21 protein-coding genes and 1 tRNA gene are annotated in these 18,788 nt (G+C 38.0%); 3 read left to right on the top strand and 19 right to left on the bottom strand.

Annotation, left to right across the window (positions count from 1 at the left end; all coding sequences use genetic code 11):
• Positions 1–21: 21 nt before the first annotated feature.
• The 8 genes from rfbC to map form a co-directional block, all read right to left on the bottom strand.
• Positions 22–594: a dTDP-4-dehydrorhamnose 3,5-epimerase gene (rfbC, locus tag HMPREF2988_RS12495; protein ID WP_002292883.1), complete on the bottom strand. Its 573-nt coding sequence runs from the start codon at positions 592–594 to the stop codon at positions 22–24.
• Positions 595–607: 13 nt separating this feature from the next.
• Positions 608–1,474 carry a glucose-1-phosphate thymidylyltransferase RfbA gene (gene rfbA, locus HMPREF2988_RS12490; protein WP_070770744.1) on the bottom strand — a complete coding sequence of 289 codons (867 nt, stop codon included), beginning with the start codon at positions 1,472–1,474 and terminating at the stop codon, positions 608–610.
• A 99-nt stretch (positions 1,475–1,573) separates the two neighbouring features.
• On the bottom strand, positions 1,574–2,281 hold the full coding sequence (locus tag HMPREF2988_RS12485; protein ID WP_002292885.1) for a glycosyltransferase family 2 protein: 708 nt from the start codon (positions 2,279–2,281) through the stop codon (positions 1,574–1,576).
• Positions 2,282–2,285: 4 nt separating this feature from the next.
• Positions 2,286–3,113 (bottom strand): glycosyltransferase, encoded by an 828-nt coding sequence (locus HMPREF2988_RS12480; RefSeq protein ID WP_070770743.1) that lies wholly within the window; start codon positions 3,111–3,113, stop codon positions 2,286–2,288.
• Complete coding sequence (locus HMPREF2988_RS12475) at positions 3,113–3,913, bottom strand: glycosyltransferase (RefSeq protein WP_070770742.1); 801 nt, start codon at positions 3,911–3,913, stop codon at positions 3,113–3,115. Before HMPREF2988_RS12475 ends, HMPREF2988_RS12480 begins: the two co-directional genes overlap by 1 nt.
• On the bottom strand, positions 3,906–5,045 hold the full coding sequence (locus tag HMPREF2988_RS12470; RefSeq protein WP_002329034.1) for an MraY family glycosyltransferase: 1,140 nt from the start codon (positions 5,043–5,045) through the stop codon (positions 3,906–3,908). Before HMPREF2988_RS12470 ends, HMPREF2988_RS12475 begins: the two co-directional genes overlap by 8 nt.
• A gap of 75 nt (positions 5,046–5,120) precedes the next feature.
• Complete coding sequence (locus HMPREF2988_RS12465) at positions 5,121–6,044, bottom strand: YihY/virulence factor BrkB family protein (RefSeq protein WP_002292890.1); 924 nt, start codon at positions 6,042–6,044, stop codon at positions 5,121–5,123.
• Positions 6,045–6,075: 31 nt separating this feature from the next.
• Positions 6,076–6,840 carry a type I methionyl aminopeptidase gene (map, locus tag HMPREF2988_RS12460; protein WP_002292891.1) on the bottom strand — a complete coding sequence of 255 codons (765 nt, stop codon included), beginning with the start codon at positions 6,838–6,840 and terminating at the stop codon, positions 6,076–6,078.
• Positions 6,841–6,997: 157 nt separating this feature from the next.
• On the opposite strand from map, the gene HMPREF2988_RS12455 reads away from it, so the two are divergent.
• The gene (locus HMPREF2988_RS12455; protein WP_002292892.1) at positions 6,998–7,438 is read left to right on the top strand and encodes a flavodoxin; all 441 of its coding nucleotides are present in this window, start codon (positions 6,998–7,000) and stop codon (positions 7,436–7,438) included.
• A 175-nt stretch (positions 7,439–7,613) separates the two neighbouring features.
• Here HMPREF2988_RS12455 and HMPREF2988_RS12450 read toward each other — a convergent pair whose 3' ends face one another.
• On the bottom strand, positions 7,614–8,183 hold the full coding sequence (locus tag HMPREF2988_RS12450) for a TetR/AcrR family transcriptional regulator (RefSeq protein WP_002315341.1): 570 nt from the start codon (positions 8,181–8,183) through the stop codon (positions 7,614–7,616).
• Between the two features lie 255 nt (positions 8,184–8,438).
• Between HMPREF2988_RS12450 and HMPREF2988_RS12445 the strand changes: the two genes are divergently transcribed.
• On the top strand, positions 8,439–9,671 hold the full coding sequence (locus tag HMPREF2988_RS12445; protein WP_002315342.1) for an aminopeptidase: 1,233 nt from the start codon (positions 8,439–8,441) through the stop codon (positions 9,669–9,671).
• Positions 9,672–9,816: 145 nt separating this feature from the next.
• Here the strand turns inward: HMPREF2988_RS12445 and HMPREF2988_RS12440 are convergent, their stop codons facing one another.
• Both HMPREF2988_RS12440 and HMPREF2988_RS12435 read right to left on the bottom strand, forming a co-directional pair.
• Positions 9,817–10,371, bottom strand: coding sequence for a hypothetical protein (locus HMPREF2988_RS12440; RefSeq protein WP_002329031.1), 555 nt, complete (start codon positions 10,369–10,371; stop codon positions 9,817–9,819).
• A 634-nt stretch (positions 10,372–11,005) separates the two neighbouring features.
• Positions 11,006–11,079 (bottom strand) — tRNA-Arg (locus HMPREF2988_RS12435).
• Positions 11,080–11,232: 153 nt separating this feature from the next.
• On the opposite strand from HMPREF2988_RS12435, the gene HMPREF2988_RS13810 reads away from it, so the two are divergent.
• Positions 11,233–11,397, top strand: a complete 165-nt coding sequence (locus HMPREF2988_RS13810) for a hypothetical protein (RefSeq protein WP_002286676.1) — start codon at positions 11,233–11,235, stop codon at positions 11,395–11,397.
• Positions 11,398–11,468: 71 nt separating this feature from the next.
• Here HMPREF2988_RS13810 and eis read toward each other — a convergent pair whose 3' ends face one another.
• The 8 genes from eis to HMPREF2988_RS12390 form a co-directional block, all read right to left on the bottom strand.
• Positions 11,469–12,650 carry a GNAT family N-acetyltransferase gene (gene eis / locus HMPREF2988_RS12425; RefSeq protein ID WP_024634781.1) on the bottom strand — a complete coding sequence of 394 codons (1,182 nt, stop codon included), beginning with the start codon at positions 12,648–12,650 and terminating at the stop codon, positions 11,469–11,471.
• 123 nt (positions 12,651–12,773) lie between these two features.
• Complete coding sequence (locus tag HMPREF2988_RS12420; RefSeq protein ID WP_002315398.1) at positions 12,774–13,187, bottom strand: DUF3284 domain-containing protein; 414 nt, start codon at positions 13,185–13,187, stop codon at positions 12,774–12,776.
• A complete protein-coding gene (locus tag HMPREF2988_RS12415) occupies positions 13,187–13,369 on the bottom strand; it encodes a DUF3188 domain-containing protein (protein WP_070770741.1) in 183 nt (60 codons plus the stop codon). Before HMPREF2988_RS12415 ends, HMPREF2988_RS12420 begins: the two co-directional genes overlap by 1 nt.
• Before the next feature lie 31 nt (positions 13,370–13,400).
• Positions 13,401–13,622 carry a hypothetical protein gene (locus HMPREF2988_RS12410; protein ID WP_002292901.1) on the bottom strand — a complete coding sequence of 74 codons (222 nt, stop codon included), beginning with the start codon at positions 13,620–13,622 and terminating at the stop codon, positions 13,401–13,403.
• Between the two features lie 67 nt (positions 13,623–13,689).
• Positions 13,690–15,150: a PTS sugar transporter subunit IIC gene (locus HMPREF2988_RS12405; RefSeq protein WP_002292902.1), complete on the bottom strand. Its 1,461-nt coding sequence runs from the start codon at positions 15,148–15,150 to the stop codon at positions 13,690–13,692.
• A 107-nt stretch (positions 15,151–15,257) separates the two neighbouring features.
• Complete coding sequence (locus tag HMPREF2988_RS12400; protein WP_002286604.1) at positions 15,258–15,578, bottom strand: PTS lactose/cellobiose transporter subunit IIA; 321 nt, start codon at positions 15,576–15,578, stop codon at positions 15,258–15,260.
• 28 nt (positions 15,579–15,606) lie between these two features.
• Positions 15,607–15,924 (bottom strand): PTS sugar transporter subunit IIB, encoded by a 318-nt coding sequence (locus HMPREF2988_RS12395; protein WP_002286606.1) that lies wholly within the window; start codon positions 15,922–15,924, stop codon positions 15,607–15,609.
• 151 nt (positions 15,925–16,075) lie between these two features.
• A complete protein-coding gene (locus HMPREF2988_RS12390) occupies positions 16,076–18,778 on the bottom strand; it encodes a sigma-54-dependent transcriptional regulator (RefSeq protein ID WP_002341240.1) in 2,703 nt (900 codons plus the stop codon).
• Between the last annotated feature and the right edge of the window lie 10 nt (positions 18,779–18,788).

Genomic DNA, 18,788 nt, shown 5'->3' with positions numbered 1-18,788 from the left:
AAGAAAATTTCTCCTTAATTCTTAGATTTCTCCGTAAACAAATGGATTTTCTGCTTCAAATTCTTTTAATGTCGGATGACGGTGATCTTTTTCCGACATAATCGCTCTTGATGGATCAATTGGCCAATCAATCGCTAAATCTGGATCATCAAATGCGATGCCTCCATCTGCTTCTGCATTATAGTAATTATCACACTTGTAAAGGAAGTTCACGTTTGGTGTTAAAGTAACGAATCCATGTGCATATCCTTTAGGTACAAGCAACTGACGATGATTATGTTCAGATAAGATAAATCCGTCCCATTGACCATAAGTCGGGCTGCCTTTGCGGATGTCCACTACTACGTCTAAAACTGCTCCAGTAACCACACGAATCAATTTTGTCTGTGCAGCTTCTCCTTTTTGGAAATGAAGCCCGCGAAGAACACCAGCTTCAGCAGATAACGAATGATTGTCTTGAACAAAGTCATAATCTAATCCATGTTCTGCAAATTTTGCTTTTGAATAGCTTTCTGTAAAAAAACCGCGATGGTCGCCAAAGACATCCATTTCCACGATTTTTACATCTGTTAATTTTGTATCTGTTACTTTCATCTGTAGGAACTCCTTATTCAGCGGCCAAATTCAATAAATATTGACCGTATTGATTTTTTTTCAAAGGCTGTGCAAGGGCTAGCAGTTGTTCTTTATCAATGTAGCCCATACGGTAAGCAATTTCTTCCAAACAAGCCACTTTTAAATTCTGACGTTTTTCAATCGTTTCGATAAAGGTAGATGCTTCAAGCAATGATTCATGTGTTCCTGTATCAAGCCAAGCAAATCCGCGTCCCATAAGTTCTACAGATAATTTTCCTTTATCCAAATATGCTTTATTGACATCTGTGATTTCTAGTTCTCCACGTTCTGACGGTTTGATTCCTTTAGCAATAGAAATCACCTCATTGTCATAAAAATAAAGGCCAGTTACTGCGTAATTTGATTTTGGCTGAGCAGGCTTTTCTTCAATCGACAAAGCTTGCATGTTCTCATCAAATTCTACTACACCAAAGCGTTCTGGATCATTGACATGATAGCCAAATACTGTCGCGCCTGTATCTTTTGAAGCTGCTCGTTGCAACATTTTAGACAGACCGCCACCATAGTAAATATTGTCTCCTAATACCAAGCAGACACTATCATCTCCAATAAATTCTTCTCCAATGATAAACGCTTGTGCCAATCCATCTGGACTTTCTTGTACTGCATATTCGATCTGCAGTCCTAAATCATTTCCGTTTCCAAATAATTCCTTGAAACGTGGTGTATCTTGTGGCGTTGAAATAATCAGAATTTCTTTGATTCCCGCCAACATCAGAGTAGATATTGGATAATAAATCATTGGTTTGTCATAAATTGGCATCAATTGTTTCGATGTTGCCTTTGTTAAAGGGTACAGACGTGTTCCGCTGCCCCCAGCAAGAATGATTCCCTTCATGGATATATGCTCTCCTTTTTGATTTCAAATTTCACTTTGCTATTATCTCATCAATCGTTATATTTGTCATGGAAATATTAAGGATTTAAACATCTTTTATCAACGTTTAAACCATTTTCGTTTGATCAACGCCGTAATCAGATGAACACGCCAGGAAATTTTTTGGCGTAATTTAGAATGCGTTTCAATCTCACTCGCATTTAAATCATGTCTTCGATACAGTGTCAAAGGTTCTCTCAGAAACCCAGTCTTCCTTCCTCCCAACAAACCGATCCACATGTCATGCATAGGCACTTCTGAGGGAATCGGCAAAATATCGGATTTCAACGAAGAGCGAAAAGCCATACCTGCACCAATATAATGACTTCGTATCACATTATTGACCCATCCTTCTTTGGAATTTCGGAATGAAAAATAGGAAGCATGGATCTCTTGCAGCTTACTGTTCACAATGATCAAATCTGAAACGACTACTAATTGATCCGGATGCTGTTCAAAATAGTCAGTGATTTTTTTCACTTTTGTCTCTAACCAAACATCATCTTGATCTGCCAAAAAGATTAGCTCTCCTTTCGTCTGCTGGATCGCATAGCCAAAATTAGCGATCAACCCTTGACGAGGTCCTGAAAAAAGCTTTATCCGTCTATCTTTTTCTGCGTATTCAGTCAATATATCCCATGTATCATCTACTGACCCATCATCTGAAATAATCACTTCATCTTCTGCTGAAAGCTGAGATAAAATACTATCCAACTGCTCTCTTAAATATCTGCCCCCATTAAAGGTAGCTATACAAACCGAACGCACGAATTCACACCTTCCAATTCTTAACATATGAGCGCAAAGTCATCCGCCAGATATGCCGGTTTTTGACGGTCAAAAACTGTTTAACTGTTCTTAACAATAATTGTTGTCGGTGACTGGATAAATGTCTTTGATCATATTCATGATAAAATCGATTTTCTGCTTGTAAAATAGAACGGTATCTATTGCTTGAAACTTTTTCATAGTCTAATACCGAAAGATCATGTTCCAGTCGTACTGGTAGTATCTCCACCGTTTTTTCCAACTGATTCACTTTCCAAAACAGCCAATGGTCCAAAAAATCTAAAGAAAAAGCAGGATTAAACCCGCCAATCTTTTTTAGAAATTTGACAGACCATGCCACACCTGAATTGATTGCCATGATTCTTTCAGCTGTCGTACCGTCTACTTCTACTGCATGTGCTATACGATTGATATAATGATTCGAATAGACGGGAGAAACTTGCCGTCCCCCAGAAAAAATCATCGGAACTGCAGCAACACATTCATCTGTAAAAGCTACTTTACGCAAGATTTCAAAATAGTCGTCGACTAGCCTCGTATCCTGATCCAATGTAACGATACAACGTGTTCTTTCATTTGCTTGAGACAACGCATAATTATAAGCCGCCGCTAATCCAGGGTTTTGCGGATCATGATAGTAAATGGTGTTTTCTTTTTCAAACAGCTCATTTTGCTGTCTTTGAGGACTATTATCGTAAATAATAAGCTGAATATGCTTTTCGCTAAGTGCTTTGCTTAATGGTCCATAAGTTGGAGATTGGCTGAATAGTTGCTGATAGAGCACGACTACTACTACTATTTCTGGTTTCATCAGAAAAAACGCCACCCCCACTTATTGAAAAATTTCATCATAGAAGTCAAAAACACACGAAAAAGTTTTGCATTTCGATGTGCACCCTTTCCATAAAAATGGACGACTGCATAAAAGGGTGTGTACAATAATTTGTAACCTGCTTTTTCAAAACTCAAACACAAGTCATTATCTTCAAAGTACATGAAGAAACGCTCATCAAATCCCCTTATCTCTTTAAATTTATCAATATCAGCTACCATAAAACTGCCCGAGATCATTCGCACATAACTATCAACATCAGTGGGCAAGCCACGGCACTCAAAGACAGCTAGCCGTTTATCAAACCTTTTTTTGACCCATTTGAAAGGTACAAAGCGCAAAACATAATCAAAAACAGCCAGCCGCTCACGGATGAGGTGCTGAGTGGTCCCATCTTCATTAAGAATCTTAGGTGCTAACATCGCGCATTCGGGATGTTCTTTCAGTAACAACACCAATGCTGTAACTGTTTCTTCATCCACTAAAATATCTGGATTACAAATAATACCATAGTGGCAATTGCTGTTCAGCAGGTTGTGATTATGTCCATAACCGAATCCGGAATTTTCATCATGAAAATAGATTTCGATATACGGATATGTCACATATTCTTTTAGTCTGCTTGTATATTCCGGAAGGGAGTTGTTGTCAAAAATCCGTATTTTTATCGCTGTTTCATCTTTTACAGTTGAAATAAAATTATCTAGTGTCCGAAAAATCTTATCACTGTTCGCCGTTACAATACTAATAAGAATTGGCTGGTTTAATTTGTTATTCATCTATATGACGGTTCCATTTCTTCAAATATTTCTGTTTTACTTGCGTACGATACTCTTTATTCCCTAAAAATCGCAATGTTTTTAAAATAAACTGATGTTTCTCGTTAATCAGACCAATCAATTCAAATAATAAAATTGCAGCAAATAGCATAGCAATAATCAATACAATCGTTCCGATTCTTCCAGTATAATTCATGACCATAGCTGTGAAAGAAAACATCAAAGCCATCGCATAAATCGTCAGGACGGCACCTTTATGAGTAAATCCTAAACTGATTAGTCGGTGATGAAGATGTTTTTTATCTGCTGTAGAAAAAGAAACACGGTTTGCTTTTCTTCTAATGATAGCAAAAAACGTATCTGTTACCGGAACGCCCATGACGATCAGTAGAGAAATTGACGAAACAAAAGTTACGTTCTTCAGCCCTTGTAGTGAAAGGACGGCCATCATGAACCCTAAGAATAACGCTCCTGTATCGCCTAAATAAATCTTTGCCGGATAAAAATTGTACGGGAAAAATCCGATAATGCTTGCTACAAGACAGAAAATAACGACCGGGATGTACACTGTGGAAGCATGAAGGAAAAAATACCCAATGATGCCTATCGTGATTAAACCAATCAATGAAATCCCTGCCGCTAGCCCATCTAAACCGTCAATCAGATTGATTGCGTTCGTGATACCGAAGATCCAAAAAATCGTTACAGGGAAACTAAGCCATCCTAATTGGATATAGCCAATAAAAGGAAGCGTAAAGGAATCAATACGTATATCTGCTACAAAATAAATAATAAGAGAGGCAAGCAAGATCCCTACACTCTTTTGTTTAGGCGTCAGCTCAAATTTGTCATCGAGTACTCCTGTAACGATGATCACCAAAGAAGCGAGCAAGATGGGCACAATATACGATTGTGGAATGATTTTACGAAATAAGAATAAAGTCGATATAACAAATGAAATAAAAATGGGCAGTCCGCCTGCGGAAGGCATTGGAACTTTGTTTATCCTTCTTTCATTTGGTTTGTCGACCATACCCGTTTGTACTGAAATGATTTTAAATACAGGTGTTAATATCAGTGATAATAAAATTGTCAGAAAAAATCTTATAACCATACTAAAAGAAACAAGCATATGGGCACCTACTTTAATTAAGAGTCACAATTATTATAAATTACTGATATAAATTTACAATAAGAACTCATGTTTCTACTTTTTTTTATGAGAAAATTTAGCTTTCAATTTATTGAACCATTTTCGGCTTGGATCTCGACGTTTTTTGATTTGATGTCCCGTCACGTATTCTTGAACAACTGCATTGATGATTCCGCCCAAAATGATGATCGTAGCAGCAAAATTAAGCCAAAGCATGAGGACAATAAAACTTCCTATGATCTGATAACCGCTGATCCTCGTTGCAAAATATCTGGCATAGATACTAAACACTTGTGATAACAGCATCCAGCCGACAGTAGCGAAGATCGTACCTGGAATAATCGTCTTCAACTTCAATTGAGCATTAGGGACAATTAAATAAATCAAGAACATGATGACAAATAAAGCCACCAATGTGATTGGCCATTTCAACGTTTGGAACTGATCAATAAAGTTTACAGGTATTTGTACAATCGGTTGAATCGCATCTAAAATCAGCTGTCCTAAACCAAGAACGATAGTTACTCCACTAATGGCAATCATGAACAAGACGATTACGATCAGCGAGAAGAAGCGAACGATCAAAAAATTTTTTCTATTTTCTACGCCATACGCTTTATTCATCGCAATTTGTAAAGCGTTGATACTTTGACTGGCAGACCACAAGGCCGCCAAAGCAGAAACGGATAACAAACCGCCTGAACTTTGTGTCAAAAGGTCCTTGATTGCAGGACCAATAAACTGATAAACAGTCTCAGGAATCACTTCTCGTAAATAGGTCAGTACAGTCTCTTGATCGATGTGGAGAAACGGCAAAATATTACCAAAAGCAATAATCAATGGAAATAAAGACAAGAGTAAATAATAAGCAACGACAACCGAGGTCGTACTCATTTCTGAATCAGTGATGCGCTTTTGAGTCGTCTCGATAAAGCGCATCAGATTTTCATTTTGTTTTATTTTGTTCCAAACTTTCATGTACCTCTCCCGTACCTATTGATTGGCTGGATCAATAGGTACCTTCTTCTCCTTGTGATGTCAAGATTCTAGGGCCATCTTTAGTAATAGCCAATGTATGTTCATATTGGCAAGATAGTCCGCCGTCTCTTGTATAAGCAGTCCAGCCATTAGGATCCATTTTCATTTTCCAAGTTCCGGTATTGACCATAGGCTCGATCGTGATGACCATACCTTCTTTTAATCGCAAACCTTTTCCAGCTTCTCCGTAATGAGGAACGGCTGGTTCTTCATGGATCGTAGGACCAACGCCATGACCAATAAAATCACGGACGATTGCTAGATTTTCACCTTCTACATACGTTTGGATCGCATGACCGATGTCGCCGATTCGATTTCCTACTTGTGCTTGCTCAATACCGATGTACAATGCTTTCTTCGTTACTTCCATCAATCGGTCGATCTCAGGTGTAGATTCTCCCACTACATAAGCCCAACAAGAATCGGAAATGCCGCCTTTCAAATCGATACACATATCGACTTTTACCAAATCGCCGCTTTTCAAAGGTTTTTTCCGAGGAAATCCATGACAAATTTCGTCATTGATACTGATACAAGTCGCATATTCATACCCTTCGAAGCCAATTTGCGCAGCGATTCCTCCATGACTCTCGATATAGTTTCTGACAAATACCTCAATATCCCAACTTGTTATGCCTGGTTTGATAAAATCACGCAGATTTTTATGTACATCTGCCAATAAAGCGCCAGATTCTGCCATCATTTCAATTTCACGTGCTGATTTTAAAGTAATCATATTTTCGTCTCCTTTTTACAAATCTCTCTTATTTTAACATAGCGGCATACATTTAGCCAAATGACATTTCCCATGTGTCTCTAGGTTTTATTTTCTTTTCAACGATGTTTTGGTATAATTCATAATTGTTAAATAATTTTAAACAAGGAGGCACATCATGGCTTTAGCAAAAATCGTATATGCTAGCATGACAGGAAATACTGAAGAAATCGCCGATATTGTTGCAGAAGCATTTGAAAATATGGATATCGAAGTCGAAATCAACGAATGTACCCAAGTAGATGCAGATGAATTCGAGGAGGCAGATATTTGCGTCGTAGCTACTTATACATACGATGATGGCGATCTTCCTGATGAGATTGTAGATTTTTATGAAGACTTGCAAGAGTTGGATCTATCAGGAAAAATCTACGGCGTCTGCGGATCTGGTGATACTTTTTACGATGAATTCTGTAAATCAGTGGATGACTTCGATGCTGCTTTTGGAAAAACAGGCGCATCAAAAGGCGCAGAAAATGTAAAAGTAGACTTAAATGCTGAGGAAGAAGATATCGAGAATCTAGAAGCTTTCGCTAAAGAATTAGTCGCAAAACTTTAATATGCTTGAGATATAAAAGAGCCGTCCAGATTGAATCAATCTAGACGGCTCTTTTATTGTATTTATGGAAGAGTTCTTCGGGAGTTAAAAATGTATACGCTGTAAGAAAAACGAAATTTTCCTTATGTTGACACATCTCTTGTTATCTACTGATTTGTGAAACTCTTGAGTATATTCAATCGATTTCGATTGGTTCTTTGAGATTCAAGATTGCATCAATGCTGTCTTGGATCATTTTTTCAATCTGCTCATCAGTTGGATGGATAATGCTTGAAGACATCAAAGCTGCAATCCCGGTAGCTATGATCCATGTACCGTTATGCAAGGATTCGATCTGCTCTTCTGAAAGATCCGCATAGGTTGGGTCCCGTTTCACTGTATTCACAAAGTAAGTATAAGAGAAATTTTGCATCTCTTTTCCTCCACCATATTCTTCTAAGTACAGTGAACGATACAACTTCTTCTCTCTTCTTGCAAAATGGATATAATTAAAAGCAAGATCGATAATCGTATTCCCTGTATGCTCAACTGGAAACACTTCGTATTGCAAATAATCATAGATTTGTTCAAAAAGTGCTTGTCTCAAATCATCCATATTTTTGAACTCAAGATAGATCGGCTGCGTGGAACAATTCATTTTGTTCGCGATGTTTCTCGCAGTAAATCGTGTAAATCCCTCGGTGGCAGCTACTTCATAAGCAGCTGCCAAAATCTGTTCTTTAGTAATCGTCTTTTTTCTTGCCATATTTTTTTAATCTCCTCAATTTTTTTATAACGCTTCCACCATTGATTAATTTTATTGTAACATGTTTTTTTTGATATGCAAAATTAGTTTTCGATTTTCTTCACAAGCTAAAATAGCAAGTCGTGTCATAGAATGTGAAACGCAACCATAAAAAAATAACCTCCTTTTTTTATTTAAAGCTACATTGTTTGAATCATGATTAAATGGTATCATGCTAATAGTTACCAGAAAAAATGGTGAGGAGGAATTTTTATTATGTTATCCGATTTTAATGAACTTCTAAAAAAATATGCACGCTTAATTGCAGAAACTGGCGTGGCCACAGAAAAAGGTCACACAGTCGTTTTACAGATCAGTGTGGACCAAGCACCCCTTGCTCGCTTGATCACACAAGAAGCTTACAAATTAGGAGCTGCTGAAGTCATCGTTCAATGGACGGATGATCAGATTCAAAGAGAATTTCTTTTACATGCAGCAACAGATCGTATTGAGAATGTACCACAATCTAAAATCGATCAAGCGGATGAATGGCTTGAAAAAGGAGCAAGCAGGATCAGTGTCGTTTCTGCCGACCCTGATGCGTTTGCCGGTGTAGACAGCCAACGAGTAGCATCTTATCAAGCAGCTGCCGGTAAAGCACTAATGAATTTGCGCAAGGCAACTCAGGCAAATAAAGTCAGTTGGACTGTTGTAGCTGCTGCTGGTAAACAATGGGCAGCAAAAGTTTTTCCAGATCTGCCAGAAGAAGAACAAGTTGATGCATTATGGGATCAAATTTTCAAAACAACTCGTGTCTACGAAGAAGACCCTGTTTTAGCATGGAAAAAACACGATGAGAAATTAGCAAAAAAAGCAGAAGAATTGAATCAAGAACAATTTTCTGCCCTGCACTACACTGCTCCTGGTACGGATATCATCATTGGATTGCCTAAAAACCATCTTTGGGAAGGTGCTGGAAGCTACAATGCTCGAGGGGAAAAATTCATGGCAAATATGCCAACAGAAGAAGTGTTCACCGCACCTGACAGTCATCGAGTAGATGGGTATATTTCAAGCACAAAACCGCTAAGTTATGCTGGTACGATCATCTCTGGTATGAAATTTACTTTCAAAGATGGAAAAGTAGTTGACTTTTCTGCCGAACAAGGCGAAGATGTCTTAGCAAAATTGCTTGATACCGATGAAGGTGCGCGTCGTCTAGGAGAAGTGGCACTTGTTCCCGACCCTTCCCCTATTTCTCAATCTGGTATCATTTTCTTCAATACATTATTTGATGAAAACGCATCGAACCATTTAGCCTTAGGGTCTGCTTATGCCTTCAGTGTGAAAGGCGGTACAGAAATGTCCGACGAGGAATTAGCAGAAGCTGGTTTGAATAGAAGTCAAACCCACGTAGATTTCATGGTAGGATCTGACAAGATGGATATCGATGGAATCCGCGAAGACGGTTCTACAGTACCGATTTTCCGTAATGGAGATTGGGCTTGAGCAAAATCTTGTTAGCACAAATAAAATAAAAAAAACATATAAAAAAGAGAGTGGGACAATAGTCAGAAAAAAATCTGATTATTGCCCCACTCTCTAGATATAAGTCAAAAAGATTGAATGTATTAGTGTACTTCCATTTTATCTTTTAAACTTCTCCTTCAACTTGCACAATGAATCTTTGCTCACGATTCCAATCAAATGCAGTAGAAAACACCCCCAGATCAGTATGACCTCCTCTGCTCCAATTCAAATAGGTCCCGCTTGACATATTTTCTATAAAAAATATATTTCCCAACGAATTCTGTCCGGCTGAATGTAACTTCCACAGAGTCCCTACATTCTCTCTGTTACTCGAGAAGTCCACAAAGCCTCCTCCCCTGCTATCCCTCCAAATATAATTCGGACTAGAATTCATACCTCCCGGAATCTGCTCCCGGATATAATAACCACCGGCATTTGCATTGTACTCCATTACCCAACGTTGGGTTGAGTCAGATTGATTATAATTTTCCATTCCAATTTCAAAATATAGAATAGGATTATAAGGTATGCGTGACACAGTAAGCGTTGTGTCACTAGCAGCTCGAAGCGAAACAACTTTATTATTATATGCACTGGCATCCACCGTCCCACTCCCTAAAAACCCACTACTTAAAGATGTCAAGACGATTGTGCTAAGTATCAATTTTGCTTTTTTCATTTTCTACTTCCTCCTTTTTTATCAAAGATTGAGAAAACCTTTGATTTCTCTTTTAAATGTTTTTTATATTTTTTATTAAGTGCTAAATAAGAAGATTCTTTATGTACTTATTCAAACTAACTAGGTATTTCAAATCGAACAAAAAACTTCTGACTTTCCAATTATTCTAGCTGTGAAGTGCTGTTTGTATCAACTATACTTAGTACTATCCCACTTTCGTGATTCTCTATCGTGATTCTCTATGTAGTGCGCCTGTACATTATGTGTCCAGATTAGCATAAGAAGTCAAACATACTTATGCCCACTAGAAAGGCTCTAGCTTCATAGCATTGGAAAAGCTACGCGCCTACCAGTAAAACCACTTTGTTCTATTACCCTTACATCTGCGAAAGCCCTAAGTAAAATAATCAATGTAGCGCTAAGAATCCATTTTTTTAATTTTTCTCCCTCTTTCATTTTTATTTTTATTTTTTACTTTCCGTTTTAATGAAAATGTTTTTTTATCACCTTCCTTCAATAAAAATTATACCCTTATATCAATAAAAAATGAAGTTTTTTTAATTATAAAATATTTAATTTTCGTTGTTTTAAAATAAAAAAACCTGTATCACAAAGGATACAGGGGTTATTTGTACGTTCCTGACTGGAATTGAACCAGCGACCTATCGCTTAGGAGGCGATTGCTCTATCCTACTGAGCTACAGGAACAATTTCAATAAATCAATTGTAGCTTGTTTGTTTTTTACTTGCAAGCTTATCTGCTAAAAAAATCAGCTTGTAAGTTAGGCAAATCGTTTCCACTAGCTCTTAACAGATGATAAACTAGGAGTAGAATGAAATAATACAGGGAGGTTCTTTCCAATGAATGATAAGCCAAAAGAAAAAGTATATGCCGAACGCTTAGATTCATCTAAAAAAAATCGGGAAAAGATTACGAAAGAAGCAATCCAAGACCACAAAAAAGAAAACCCTAAAACAAAAGAAAACAAAAAATTCAAATTTACGAAAAAAGAGGATTTACTTTAACATTTTCCTTCAAATGCCAAACGAAAAAACAAAAGGGTGGTGACAAAAATATTGTCATCACCCTTTTTTTATCAAAAATAGTCATTAAGGATTGGCTGTTGCTGTGGCAAGATCGAGCTTAACGTTTCTTCATATTCTTTTGCCACCTGTATCCTCTCTTGGAATACCAGCTCTTCAACTTTACGATATCCTAATAATAGCTGTGTGATATGTTGGATACTTCCGCGAACGATCGGTAATGCTGTTTGTTCTACTTTTGAGAGATGGTTTTTTCCATTTTTGATCGTTACTTCCACGATTCCTTCATTCCATTTTGCATACTGATCTTCTTCTATCTGAAGGGCAAAGGCAGCTTGTTTCTTTCTAAATGGATATTTTTCCAAAAACAAAGAAATATCTACGATCCTCGCCATCATATAAGGTGTGATCGTTACAGAAGCAAATGGATTTGCTAATAGATAATTTTGATCATTGCCACCGTAGCCACATGAATATTCAAATGTTTCAAAAGCACCGTTATGGGAACTTACAAAGCGGACAAGACTGCAAAAGGCATCATGATTCAAAAATCCCCATTCCACAATAATAAAGGAAGACGCTGCAAGCTGGTAAACGACATAGCCCGTTGCTTCCCCAGTCTCATCAAAATACAAAGCAAACTGGTAATTACCTTTTTGCTTGAATTTATACGTATACCACCAGTCTTCGCGCTTCAGACCAGCTCGTTGGTTTTCAGGCATCTGTTCATAAATTCGTTTGATTGCAGCTTTTGCATCTTCGAAATTCATACGCTTCATCTTGCCAGATTTTTTTTTGGTAAACGGCACGTCACGACTATTTAGTTGATACCTGATTTTATCAAACGATTGTTCATAGCCATAGCGCCGATAGAAGGGATAGGAGAATGGCGCCAGATAAGATAAGCTTACTTTACGATCACGGCAATCTTCAAGGATCTTTTCCATGATCTGATTGATTCCGCCTTGTCCCCTTGCTTCAGGATAAGAAGCAACATAGCCAATACCGGCCATTAAATACTCTTGTCCGTAAAAATTCACTGGAAAAGGAGTCGCCATGACTTGACTTGTTAGCCGATCCTCCTCATCAAAAAAACCGTAATTCCAGGAATTCTCCGCAAGTGTACGAAAACGTTCTCTCCTTTCAGGTGTATCTGCCCCATTAAATGCATATGTGGCTAAAGCAAACATTTCCTCAATCGAAGATCCCCCTAGCTCTCTTACTTGTTTTGTCATTTTGCTGCCCCTTCCTACAAAAAAGCTAGTGAGGAATCTCAGGAAAGACCTCGCTTCCTCTGAAAAATCTCTTCTAGCTTACTTCATTTTTCAATAACTAAATAGTACCATTTTTTTACTGGTTTAATACGTTGCTTCGATCATCTCTAGCATTTTTTTGAAACGTCTCCGCTTAAAGTACATCAAGATCGTTCCTAAAAGCATATCATTCAACTTTTGAAGCATGCCATAAGACTCCATTTTTTCTGTGTAATGAACCTCACAGGTCGAATCGTCTACTGGTTTGATTTGATAATGAACAACGAATTCATTCTTCGTTGTCGATGTACGAAACTTATAAGACTGGTTTTCAATGACTTCTTCGATTTTTATACGAGCCCGGTTATTTTGCGAGAATTGTTTGACGTACTCCAAATTTTTCAGCTGTTTTCTGGTCACTGATTTGCCGGTCGCTTTACGTACATCGAAAAGAACAGAATCCATAACTTTATCGTAAAAAAACGACGCTGGAATATTTAATTTTTTTGTGATTTCCATTAGTTATTTTTCTCCTTTGCTTCTTCTCTTTTTTTCCCCTTCATGAAGAAGTAGATTCCTAATCCTGTTAGGAAAATACCCGTGACCATACTATACAAATCATACCTTTGCGAATGTGGATTCAAACTATACAACACGATCAAAGAACCAATACTACATAAAAATAAACCGTTTTTTATCATATCAACCATCCTATCTTTTTGAACCATTTTCTTAAACAGCTGTTGACTGAAAATAAAGGACTGTTCCCCAAGGCTGTGCTTTGATTAGTTCCTTTGCTTTTTTAGCCGCAGCTTCCGGATCTTCTGCACTTGTTTCAAAGAACATTTTGATTCCTTGTTTTTCTTTAAACGTAAATGTCATTCCTTCTTCATTGTATCCTTCTAACAATTCTTTGATTGCATCTTGTTGCATTGCACTGGCAATTGAAATCATTTCAGTTCCTCCTCGAAAATTCATTATGAGGAACGAAACTTAAAGCGTCTCGCTCCTCAGATTCATCTTATTGTTGTTCGCCTGCGGCAGGGTCCATTTTATTTGCAGAAATGACAAACGGTGCCCAAATCAAGAAAGTCACGACCATACATACCAACGTTACGATTGGTGCTCGCCAATCCGCTCCTGTTGCTAAGAATGACAATAAGAACGGCGGTACTACCCATGTAACTTGTTGCGAAACTGGTGCTACAAGTCCAAAGTAAGTTGCTAACCAACCGATAGCTGTCGCAACTACTGGAGCAATCAAGAATGGGATGAACATGATGGCATTCAATACGATCGGCAGACCAAACATCACTGGCTCGTTGATATTGAAAATACCAGGTCCAATGGATAATTTAGCTACTGTTAAATAATCCGCTCGTTTAGAGAAAATCAAGATAGCTATCAGTAAGACGATCGTTCCACCTGATCCGCCAAACCATGCAAAAGCATCGAACGATCCACGGACCCACATATAAGCTTTTCCATCTTCGATTGCGTCTAACACGGCTGGTGTACCAGTTTTTCCGTTATAACCTTTTTGGAAAATATCAATATTGATTAGTTGTGCTTGTCCCCAGATTCCCTCTAGCACTGGTGCCAATACATTTGGTCCATGAATACCAAAGAACCAGAATACTTGAACAAACACTGTGACGATCAATACTGCTCCCAACCCTTGGGATAATCCTAGGAATGGTTCTGCAATATATTTTTGCACCAAATCGATGATTAGTTGCCCATCAGCTACACGACCTACGATATAATTGATAATAGCAATGACGTATAAAGCGATCGTCGCTGGTAAAATGGCTGCAAATGCTTTAGATACTGCTGGCGGTACTGAATCAGGCATTTTGATCGTAATGTTAGCAAGCATCAATTTACAAAAAATAATGACTGAAATTGCTCCCATGATCATAACTGTAAAATAAGCGTTTCCATTCAAATGATCTAGTTTTAGCCAACCCCATAATCCAACTGACAGTGTGCCATCTGCAATCGTTGCACCAATCTCAGAACTATTGATTGCATCTGCGACATTTGAAGGGACATTCACATCTAATGCTGCTGATAATGCTGGACCAAAGGAAATACCTTGAATCAAGGTAGCTAGACCAACGATCCCCCCAGCTAGATCATTTACTCCATAAGCTCGGGCAAGATTATACCCCCAAGAAAAGGCAAAGATCAATCCGGCGATTGCTAGTGTACCGTTCCAGACAAAACCATTGATTCCGATGATGACATTCAATACGGCAAAGATTCCTTTGTCTGCTGCTAAACTGTCAGCGTAGGTACTGTTAAACTGTTGCGGTAAATCTCGAATAATTGCATTGATCATTACAGCGACTGATCCCGCCATTGTTGCGGGCAGTGTGCCGATAAAAGCATCGCGCAAAGCAACTAAATGTTTTTGCGCTCCGATTTTTGCGGCAACTGGCAGGATGTATTTCTCCATCCAACTTGTTAGTCCGTTCATTTTTTACTTCCTCCTATAAGTTTTTTATATAAAGAGAGTTCTCTTTATAACAAAATAAAAAATCCGTTCAAAAATTTTTCTTCTTCCGTTCAAAAAAGAAGTTGTATTTATTCGCTGTATACGCGACGATAAAGTTCGATGATTTCTTTTGCTAAATCAGTAAACGCAATAGACGTCATTAAATGATCTTGACTATGAACAGTCAATAACGTCACTTGCATATGATTTCCTTGTGCTTCTTGTGTCAACATATCTGTTTGTGCATGATGTGCTTGTATAAGTGATTCTTCTGCGTCAGCGATTTTTCTATCCGCTAACTCGAAATCACCGATTTTAGCAGCCGCAATCGCTTCCATTGCGTCGCTCTTTGCATTACCGCCAAACATGATGAGTCCCATGATGGCTTCTAGATTTTGTTGATCTTCCACGTTGTTATCCCCCAACTGCATACTTGATTTATTTCATTAGATTTTCTGCTTGTGCAAGTACTTTTTCTCCATTCATCATGCCATAGTCCTGCATATTGATGACATCTAACGGAATACCTTTAGGCGCAAGTTTTTGTTCGAATTGAGCTTTCATGAAACGTACTTGAGGACCTAATAATAAAACATCGACATTCTTAGATTCTAAATTATTATCTGCATCTGAGGCAGAAACAGCAAAAATATCGGCTTCCATTCCTTTTTCTTCCGCTGCTTTTTGCATTTTTGTGACCAATAAACTCGTACTCATCCCTGCTGAACAAACTAACATAATTGTTTTTTTTGCCATTTTTAACACTCCTTTTATTTTTTTTACACTTTTATATAATGCAAGAAGCATGCCAAGAAAAAAAGAGCTAAAATAGCGTTTTCATGCTTTTTAGCTCTTTTATATAGTGCGCACACTGATATCCAGTGTGTAAACAGTATGATTAGTGTGTTTATTTTTTTATTTTGTTTTCAAGAAACATTTGTGTAAGAAACGCGATGTCATCTTCTGAAATTTTTACCTGATATTTCCGTTCCAGTGCCATCAAGTTTGCTCGAATGATATCCATTTCCAAACGGTAAATTTTTGAGAAAATAGATAGTTTCTCAAATTGCCGATGCGTTTCTTTTTTGATCAATCCGTCTAGCATGAAGGCTAAATGGATGACAATTCCAGTATCTACTCCTGGTTCTACGATAATCGACAAATCTGTCTGGATCTGCTGAACTGTTTTTTGCAATGAGCGGATCAATTCATCAATAGAAAAGACATCACTTAATGATCCTGAAAGCGAATCAACAATTTTAGCTGTTGGAATCTCATCATCAGCTATACGCTTTAAAACATTCAATTTTTCATCATCAAAAACGTCATAGGCGGAAAAAAATGGGATATTTTGATAATCAACGTCAACCGTTCCTGCAATTGCTTTGATCTCGTATTCTTCCAATAAGGCATCAATGTGTTTTTTGAATGATTCGCGTTCTAAAAACTGCATCTGGATCAGTTCTACTTTGTCTTGATTAATCACCGGCATAATCCGTTGATACAATTTGGCAGCTACTCCCTCACCAGTAAAGCATGTCACAATCACAGCTTTTTTACGCTGTAAAGTCTCAGATTTTTCCGCTTTGAACTGATCACGTACGATTGATTCAAAGGAGAGCTGAATATTTTGATAGATGTCTTCTAAGCTTCTTCCAACACTTGCCATCCGTATCGCTTCTATCACAATCATTGTACTTGTCATTGTGATAGCTTTCGTCCGAATGCCAGTCTCTTCATAAATCAAATCACTGAAGGTGTTTAATGATCCCATATCTGTTAACAAAAGCAAGCCATTCGTCAAATGCCCCTGATAATTTTTGACATATTGTAGGACCTCTTCATACATTGTTTGAACTTCCATAACCAGTGGCATATTAAAAGCTTTCCCTACTTTTGTTCCTAATAGTTCTTGCGCCATCTCCAACATACTTGAAGCGGTCTGTCTGCCGTGCATCAGTACAAGAACATCTACTTTGTTTTCTTTAACGGGCTCACTTTCTCCTAAATTGATAGAAAGAAACATACTGATAAAGCCAATTTCATCAAAAGGAATCTCGACTTGTTCTTCTTCTTCAATGATTGTCGAAAGATCGATTGCTACCTGGAATTCCCTCTTAAAATTTTTTCGTACATTATTCAAATCTGGATGGACAATCATATGTCCTTCTCTCACACGATCCAATGTACTTTGCAAATGCAAAGCAAAAGCAAAACGAGCTTTTTCATTATAAATACGGTCTAACCGTTTTTCAGCCACATCATACAATTGATTGGTTAACCGCCAGATTTCATCTGGCAAAAGATCTTTTGGGATTGAACTTTTAGTCAATTCTTTGACATATGTCTGAAAATAAGCATCCACATCTTTTGAAATGAGCGTCTCCAAATCGATGTTCTCCACACCGGTTTCAGAAAGAGAAGTAACTTTTTCCTCAATATCGTTGTAGACTTGCATGTTTCTTTCTGGATCTTGTGACCAGACAACATCAGCAAATCCTGGTTCAAATGTCAAATACTGGCTCTTGCTGTCCATGAATCGGTCGAGGCGTTCTGGTATTTCTTTGATTTTCAGTAGTCCTTTTTGTACTTGAAGGGAAAGTTCTTCTTTTCGAATGATCAGCTTTTTCTCATGATGCGTTCGGTAATGTAAAAAAGATTTTGCACAGACTAATTTCAGGTCTCGTTTCACTTGACCGATATTCCCTTCCGCATCATAAAGCATGAAGGCAAGAATCGCTTCTTTTTCGATATCGATACGTTGATTCAAACGGTTCGCTTCTTGTTTGATAAAAAGAGAGATGATCTCATAACGCTCATCCAATGAACGCGAAGCAAGGTTTGGCAAGGTGATAGCCATAGGGATCCGTCGGTTGAAGGTAGTCAAGAAGCTTTCTGAAGATTCAGTCGTTGCCCCAATGATCTGAACTGATGCTTCATGTACTTGTGCACTTTCTCCAAGTGGACGATAGATACCTTTATCGATGAAAGTAAACAGCATTTCCTGCCCTTCCGGTGGTAAACGGTGGATCTCATCTAAAAACAATATACCGCCGTCTGCTTTGGCGATTAGACCAGGACTGTCTTGCGCTGCTCCTGTGTAAGCCCCTTTTTTGATCCCAAAGATGTGTCCAAAGAGCAGTTGGGGATTTTGAGCATAATCCGCACAATTGAAAGAAACAAATGGCGCATCGGCTGAAAGCATTTCAGATTCGATTGCAAAATGATACATACATTCCGCAAACATCGACTTCCCTGTACCAGTTTCTCCAAAAATAATGGTATGTAGCCCCCGCGGCGGATAAAGAATCGCTGCTTTTGCCTGCTGTATGCTGACTTTTAAAGAATCATTTTCTCCAACGAGCGTTTCAAAAGTCACTTGCGTAGAAGAGTCGACATGTACTTCATCAGATTTTGATTTTTCCGTTGGCAAGGAGTAAACGACTGGTCGGCCAGCGGTTTTTACAATATGATGAGCCTTATACAGTTCGCTTAAATATCGGCTTGCATTGCTTCGATCAATATTCAAGCGCTCAGCTACATCACTTGCTGTCAATCCTTGTTGGTTTTCTGTCAATAGATGCAAGATCTCTTCTTGACGTTCTTTCACATAATCCCTC

This window comes from Enterococcus sp. HMSC061C05 (assembly GCF_001814765.1).
GTDB classification, from domain to species: domain Bacteria; phylum Bacillota; class Bacilli; order Lactobacillales; family Enterococcaceae; genus Enterococcus_B; species Enterococcus_B lactis.
This window is presented reverse-complemented; position numbering and strand designations above follow the sequence as displayed.

Coding starts and splice junctions, on each gene's coding strand:
- HMPREF2988_RS12455 (WP_002292892.1), top strand. CDS start 6,998: ATGGCTTTAGCAAAAATCGTATATGCTAGCATGACAGGAAATACTGAA.
- map (WP_002292891.1), bottom strand. CDS start 6,840: ATGATTACTTTAAAATCAGCACGTGAAATTGAAATGATGGCAGAATCT.
- HMPREF2988_RS13810 (WP_002286676.1), top strand. CDS start 11,233: ATGAATGATAAGCCAAAAGAAAAAGTATATGCCGAACGCTTAGATTCA.
- eis (WP_024634781.1), bottom strand. CDS start 12,650: ATGACAAAACAAGTAAGAGAGCTAGGGGGATCTTCGATTGAGGAAATG.
- HMPREF2988_RS12450 (WP_002315341.1), bottom strand. CDS start 8,183: ATGGCAAGAAAAAAGACGATTACTAAAGAACAGATTTTGGCAGCTGCT.
- HMPREF2988_RS12445 (WP_002315342.1), top strand. CDS start 8,439: ATGTTATCCGATTTTAATGAACTTCTAAAAAAATATGCACGCTTAATT.
- HMPREF2988_RS12415 (WP_070770741.1), bottom strand. CDS start 13,369: ATGATAAAAAACGGTTTATTTTTATGTAGTATTGGTTCTTTGATCGTG.
- HMPREF2988_RS12410 (WP_002292901.1), bottom strand. CDS start 13,622: ATGATTTCAATTGCCAGTGCAATGCAACAAGATGCAATCAAAGAATTG.
- HMPREF2988_RS12405 (WP_002292902.1), bottom strand. CDS start 15,150: ATGAACGGACTAACAAGTTGGATGGAGAAATACATCCTGCCAGTTGCC.
- rfbA (WP_070770744.1), bottom strand. CDS start 1,474: ATGAAGGGAATCATTCTTGCTGGGGGCAGCGGAACACGTCTGTACCCT.
- HMPREF2988_RS12465 (WP_002292890.1), bottom strand. CDS start 6,044: ATGAAAGTTTGGAACAAAATAAAACAAAATGAAAATCTGATGCGCTTT.
- HMPREF2988_RS12475 (WP_070770742.1), bottom strand. CDS start 3,913: ATGAATAACAAATTAAACCAGCCAATTCTTATTAGTATTGTAACGGCG.
- HMPREF2988_RS12480 (WP_070770743.1), bottom strand. CDS start 3,113: ATGAAACCAGAAATAGTAGTAGTAGTCGTGCTCTATCAGCAACTATTC.
- HMPREF2988_RS12440 (WP_002329031.1), bottom strand. CDS start 10,371: ATGAAAAAAGCAAAATTGATACTTAGCACAATCGTCTTGACATCTTTA.
- HMPREF2988_RS12470 (WP_002329034.1), bottom strand. CDS start 5,045: ATGCTTGTTTCTTTTAGTATGGTTATAAGATTTTTTCTGACAATTTTA.
- HMPREF2988_RS12420 (WP_002315398.1), bottom strand. CDS start 13,187: ATGGAAATCACAAAAAAATTAAATATTCCAGCGTCGTTTTTTTACGAT.
- rfbC (WP_002292883.1), bottom strand. CDS start 594: ATGAAAGTAACAGATACAAAATTAACAGATGTAAAAATCGTGGAAATG.
- HMPREF2988_RS12395 (WP_002286606.1), bottom strand. CDS start 15,924: ATGGCAAAAAAAACAATTATGTTAGTTTGTTCAGCAGGGATGAGTACG.